We start from the raw sequence: 5726 nt of genomic DNA, 5'->3' as shown, positions 1-5726 counted from the left end.
AGCTTATGGGTCGCCATCATGCGCTCCGATAGCCGAGAACTTGGTCAAAGAAGGCCGCCATATTGGGATCTGTCAGATCGGCACCCTCAAAAATTGTGAGGACGCGACCGACAGACTGAGCCACCTCTAGCGCAATTTGTTCGTCGCTACGTAGGTCAGGCTGCTCGATGCCTATGAACTCGGCATGGCATGTGGAAAGCTGACTGAGGTTTTCCTCAGTGAGGGTGTGGCCTGCAGGCAACGTGAGGCTCAGGTATCCGCGCTGCACGGCGTGGGCCGGTTGACTCAGCACCATGCCTTCACGTGCCAGTTCTGATGGAATATAAAGATGACGGGTTCGCATGATGCTCTCCAATGGAGGTTGTATTCATCAGTTGTGTGGTACGCGCTTCCTCTTTGCAACTTCGGCCACGATTTGAAACAGACGATCAAATGGAACAGGTTTTCTCAATACTTCGACGCCACGAGGAACGCCCCCTCGTTGTGCAATGTCACTGGCTTCAAGCGCCGACACCACCACAACTTTGGTGTCGGCAACTTCTGGCGCTTGGCTCAGCAGGCGCAGCATGTGAAAACCATCCATACCCGGCATCATCAAGTCGACGATCAAAAGGTCTGGTCCCCCGCGACCCAGGAGCATCAGCGCCGCGACCGCGTTGTCGACACATGTCAGTTCCGGAGCTGAAGGACAATTTTCCAGATTGACCTGGTAGGAACGCAGCAGTACCGGATCGTCGTCAACGACCACCACACGCACGCGGTCAATTTGGTCAAGCGCCGACACGTCAGGTGCAACGGCGATTCCACGCCCGTTGGTTTTGTGCAAGAGTCGGTCAACCGAGCCCCTGGCAACTCGTCGATGCCCACCTGCGGTTTTCCAAGCCTCGAGCAATCCGCTTTCAACCCAGCTTTGCACCGTACCAACCGAAACCCCCAATAGCGTTCCTGCCTCACGGGTTGTACAGAACGCCTTTTCAACAGAGTTGGACGCCATGTTTGATCACCTTGTACCCATATGCACTAGTCACCAGTTTGGTTAGTACATTTTAACATTTTTTGTTAAATTTAACATATTTTATAATTTTTAGCAAAAACTGCTGCACTGACGGTAGATCGCGCAGAAAAATGAGAGGAGAAAACAAGGCGCAGAACACCTCGGATTTCACTACCCAAGCGCGCTCAGATCTTCAAGAATCAATACTCTGCGCCTTGTTGGCGCCGCCAGTGACTGCCGTGAGCCTACCTAGCCTCGACCAGCAAATGGCATGGCTGTTGCCATCACCGTGTGAAACATGACGTTGGCGTTTAACGGCAGACTTGCCATGTAGAGAACGGATTGACCCACCACTCCCACGTCCATTACGGGTTCGACCATCGTTGTGCCATTGGCTTGGAGGATACCAGCCTGCATGCGCTGTGTCATGTCGGTGGCGGCATTGCCAATGTCGATCTGGCCCACCGCGATGCCATACTTACGCCCATCAAGTGACGCGGTTTTGGTCAACCCGGTCACAGCATGTTTGGTGGAACTGTAGGCGATCGAGTTGGGGCGCGGTGTGGTGGCCGAGATGGAACCGTTATTGATGATGCGCCCACCTTGTGGCACTTGCATTTTCATCACCCGAAACGCCTGGCGCAGACACAAAAACATGCCGGTCAGGTTGACATTGACCACGTTCTGCCACTGCGCCAAACTGAGATCTTCAAGCAGCACCGCCGGGGCGCTGATGCCTGCATTGTTGAACAACAAGTCAATCCGGCCAAATCGCTTGACCGACTGATCAAACAGCGCGCAGACACTGGCCTCATCTGACACATCGGTCGGCCAGGCCAATGCCCGGTCCCCCGCACGGCTCAAATCCACCACTTGCTGCAGCGGTTCGATGCGGCGCCCGGCCAGCACCACGCGGTAGCCGTCGGCCAGCAGGGCCAATGCGACCGCTTTGCCGATGCCTGTGCCCGCGCCGGTGACCACTGCCACGCGGAAAATCTGGTTGTCAGGTATGTTGGACATGTTCAGGGTCTCAGGTGCGACGGCGTGATGGGGTCGTCCTGGCATTGGTCTTGCCTGAGCGAGCTGTTTTGGATGGTGCCGCCTGGCTGCGTGACGAACGGGATGATGCCTCAGCGGGCTTGCGACCACGAAGCAGCACACTGGCACCATCGGGCACCAGATCCTTTTCCTTGCCGAGACGTGGCAGACTGGCGTCACCGTCTTGAATCAGACGGAAATCAATGCGGCGCCCATCCAGGTCAACCCGGCTGACTTGCACCCGCACCCGCGTGCCCAGCGCATAACGGATGCCTGTGCGTTCACCACGCAGTTCCTGCCGTGCTTCGTCAAAACGGTAGTACTCGCCGCCAAGCTCGGTGATGTGAATCAGCCCCTCCACATACATCGCATCCAGCGTCACGAACAGGCCAAAACTGGTGACTGAACTGACAACACCCGAGAACTCTTCGCCCAAATGCTCACGCATGTACTTGCATTTGAGCCAGGCCTCAACATCTCTGCTGGCCTCGTCGGCACGGCGCTCGTTCGCACTGCAATGCAGTCCGGCTGCCTGCCACGCCTGCATTTCGGCGCTGGGTTTGCGCGGTTTCTGGCCCGCTTGGGTGACCCGAGAGGCGAGCGTTTTCTCCAGCCGTTTGGACAACTTGGCATGGGCCTCACCCGGCGTGGGCAAGGCAGGCAGTGCATACTTGGTTTTGGCAAGGATGGCCTTGATGACCCGGTGCACCAGCAAGTCCGGGTAGCGGCGAATCGGACTGGTGAAGTGGGTATAGGCGTCGAATGCGAGGCCAAAATGTCCGCTGTTGACGGGTGTGTAGATGGCTTGCTGCATCGAGCGAAGCAACATCGCATGGATTTGTGCCGCATCGGGGCGGTCTTTGGTGGCGTTGGCAATCGCCTGGAATTCACCTGGCGAGGGTTCATCGCTGATGCTCATGCCGACGCCGGTCACTTTGAGGTAGTTGCGCAGCACCTCTTTCTTCTCCGGGGTCGGACCTTCATGGACCCGGTAAAGCCCGGCATGTTTGCTTTGCGCAATGAAGTCGGCACTGCAGACGTTGGCGGCCAGCATGGCTTCCTCAATCAGCTTGTGGGCATCGTTGCGGGTGCGGGGCACAATCTTTTCGATATGTCCGGCTTCGTCGCAAACGATCTGGGTCTCGACTGTCTCAAAATCCACTGCGCCTCGGCGTTCACGAGACTTGAGCAGTGCTCGATACACATCATGCAAATTCAGCAGGTCGGCCACTCGGTCTTTGCGCTTGATCGCCTCCGGGCCACGGGTATTGGCCAGAATGGCCGCCACCTCGGTGTAGGTAAACCGCGCATGGCTGAACATCACCGCAGGAAAAAACTGGTACGCAGTCACCTCGCCGTCGTCCGATATCAGCATGTCGCAAACCATGCACAGGCGTTCAACTGCAGGATTCAGTGAACACAACCCATTGGAGAGTTTCTCCGGCAACATGGGTATGACGCGGCGAGGAAAATACACACTGGTGGCTCGTTCGTAGGCGTCAACGTCGATCGCAGAACCGTTTTCGACATAGTGACTGACATCCGCAATGGCGACCAGCAATCGCCAGCCCGGAACCGCTGCCCTGCCCTTGCCGATTTTGGCCGGTTCGCAATACACCGCGTCATCAAAGTCACGCGCGTCTTCGCCGTCAATCGTGACCAGCGGAACATCCGTGAGATCAATACGGTGCAACTTGTCGATGCCACGCACGGTATCGGGCAGTGCACGCGCTTGTTTCATGCAGTTCTCTGAAAACTCGTGCGGCACGCTGTATTTTCGGACTGCGATTTCGATCTCCATGCCTGGGTCATCGATTTCTCCCAGCACTTCCTTGATGCGCCCAACCGGCTGGCCAAACAGAGCGGGCGGCTCGGTCAATTCAACCACCACCACCTGACCAGGGCGCGCTGCGCCGGTTGCGGCTTTAGGGATCATCACGTCCTGGCCGTAGCGCTTGTCTTCGGGTGCCACGATCCAAATGCCACTTTCGAGCAACAGGCGGCCGATGATGACTTGGCTGCTGCGCTCCATGATCTCCACCACCCGGCCTTCCGGGCGGCCCTTGCGGTCACTACGCACAATGCGCACCTTGACGCGATCCTTGTGCAGCACCGCCCGCATTTCGTTTGGGGGCAAATAGATGTCTGCTTCGCCATCATCACGAATCACAAACCCGTGACCATCGCGATGCCCCTGGACCAGACCTTCAACTTCTTCCAGCAAGCTGCTGGTTTGCTTAATATTTTTGATATACTGCCTTTCTTTCCTGAGATGCCCAGGTGGCGGAATTGGTAGACGCACTAGTTTCAGGTACTAGCGAGTAACTTCGTGGGGGTTCGAGTCCCTTCCTGGGCACCAATGTAAATGAATTCTGGTTTGTTTTGACACAAGAAACTCGTTGTTTTTGAATGTAAGGCCGCTGTGATCCAGCGGCTTTTTTGTGCCCGGAATGCCAGCCAATCGATGCCATCAGAATGGTTGGGCCACCAGATCATGGCCTTGGGTTCCAACAACACGCGCCTTGGTAAATTCGCCAGCTTTGAGCGTCTTGCTGATCTTTTCCGGTGGCAGCAACTGCACCAAGCCATCGATTTCAGGCGCATCGGCATAGCTTCGACCTATGGCCCCCTTTTTGCCCAAACCTGGTGCAGAGTCCACCAGAACCTGAAGCGTGGCACCGATGCGGCTGCGCAACTTGGCGGCCGACACCGACTCTGCCACCGCCATGAAACTGGCACGCCGCGCCTCCCGCTGCGCCGCTGGCAACATCCCGGGCAGTGTGTTGGCCGCAGCGCCAGAGACCGGACTGTAAGCAAAACACCCGGCACGATCAATCTGTGCCTCACGCATGAAGTCAAGCAAATGCGCAAACTCCTGCTCGGTTTCACCCGGAAAACCGGCAATGAAGGTGCTGCGGATGACAAGATTGGGACACGCCCCACGCCAGCGCTCAATTCGCTCCAGGTTACGCTCCCCACTGGCCGGTCGTTTCATGCGCTTAAGTACATCCGGGTGGCTGTGCTGAAACGGTACATCCAGGTACGGCAGGATCAAGCCAGAAGCCATCAGGGGCAGGATGTCGTCCACACTCGGGTAGGGATAAACATAGTGCAGCCTGACCCAGGCACCATGGGCTCGCGCCAATTCACCCAGCGCCTCAACCAACTCAAACAGCCGCGTCTTGATCGGTTTACCGTTCCAGAAGCCGGTTCGGTACTTCACATCCACCCCGTACGCCGAAGTATCCTGGCTGATCACCAGAAGTTCCTTGACACCGCCTTCAAACAAAGCCTGCGCTTCACGCAGCACCTCACCGATCGGTCTAGACACCAGATCACCTCGCATCGACGGAATGATGCAAAAAGTACAGCGATGGTTGCAACCCTCGCTGATCTTCAGATAGGCGTAATGGCGCGGGGTCAGTTTCAGACCCGCCAATCCAAACGCATTGGGGACCAGATCCAAAAACGGGTCATGGGGTTTGGGCAGGTGCTGATGCACGGCTTGCATGACCTCGTGCGTGGCGTGGGGACCGGTCACGGCCAGCACGCTGGGGTGTATCTGACGCACCAGGTTGTCACCCTGATCACTCATCTTGGCACCAAGGCATCCTGTCACAATGACTTTGCCATTTTCAGCCAGCGCCTCACCAATGGTGTCCAGACTCTCCTTGACCGCATCATCAATAAAGCC

Annotated in this window: 5 protein-coding genes and 1 tRNA gene; 1 reads left to right on the top strand and 5 read right to left on the bottom strand. The window is 56.9% G+C overall.

The features are described from left to right. Positions 1 to 16 precede the first annotated feature (16 nt). The 4 genes from KBF66_RS18660 to rnr form a co-directional block, all read right to left on the bottom strand. Complete coding sequence (locus KBF66_RS18660) at positions 17 to 343, bottom strand: hypothetical protein (RefSeq protein ID WP_296661105.1); 327 nt, start codon at positions 341 to 343, stop codon at positions 17 to 19. Between the two features lie 27 nt (positions 344 to 370). Beyond that, positions 371 to 994: a response regulator gene (locus KBF66_RS18655; RefSeq protein ID WP_296661103.1), complete on the bottom strand. Its 624-nt coding sequence runs from the start codon at positions 992 to 994 to the stop codon at positions 371 to 373. Between the two features lie 249 nt (positions 995 to 1243). Beyond that, positions 1244 to 2014, bottom strand: a complete 771-nt coding sequence (locus tag KBF66_RS18650; RefSeq protein ID WP_296661101.1) for an SDR family oxidoreductase — start codon at positions 2012 to 2014, stop codon at positions 1244 to 1246. A gap of 10 nt (positions 2015 to 2024) precedes the next feature. Then, positions 2025 to 4283, bottom strand: coding sequence for a ribonuclease R (gene rnr / locus KBF66_RS18645; RefSeq protein WP_296661107.1), 2259 nt, complete (start codon positions 4281 to 4283; stop codon positions 2025 to 2027). A 23-nt stretch (positions 4284 to 4306) separates the two neighbouring features. On the opposite strand from rnr, the gene KBF66_RS18640 reads away from it, so the two are divergent. Further along, positions 4307 to 4391, top strand: a tRNA-Leu gene (locus tag KBF66_RS18640). A 111-nt stretch (positions 4392 to 4502) separates the two neighbouring features. Here the strand turns inward: KBF66_RS18640 and rimO are convergent. After that, the coding region (gene rimO, locus KBF66_RS18635; protein WP_296661099.1) for a 30S ribosomal protein S12 methylthiotransferase RimO at positions 4503 to 5726 on the bottom strand (1224 nt) is incomplete at its 5' end.

It is taken from the genome of Rhodoferax sp., assembly GCF_018063565.1.
Lineage (GTDB): Bacteria > Pseudomonadota > Gammaproteobacteria > Burkholderiales > Burkholderiaceae_C > Rhodoferax.
The sequence above is the reverse complement of the archived record's forward strand: the minus strand, read 5'-3'. Positions and strand labels throughout refer to the sequence as shown.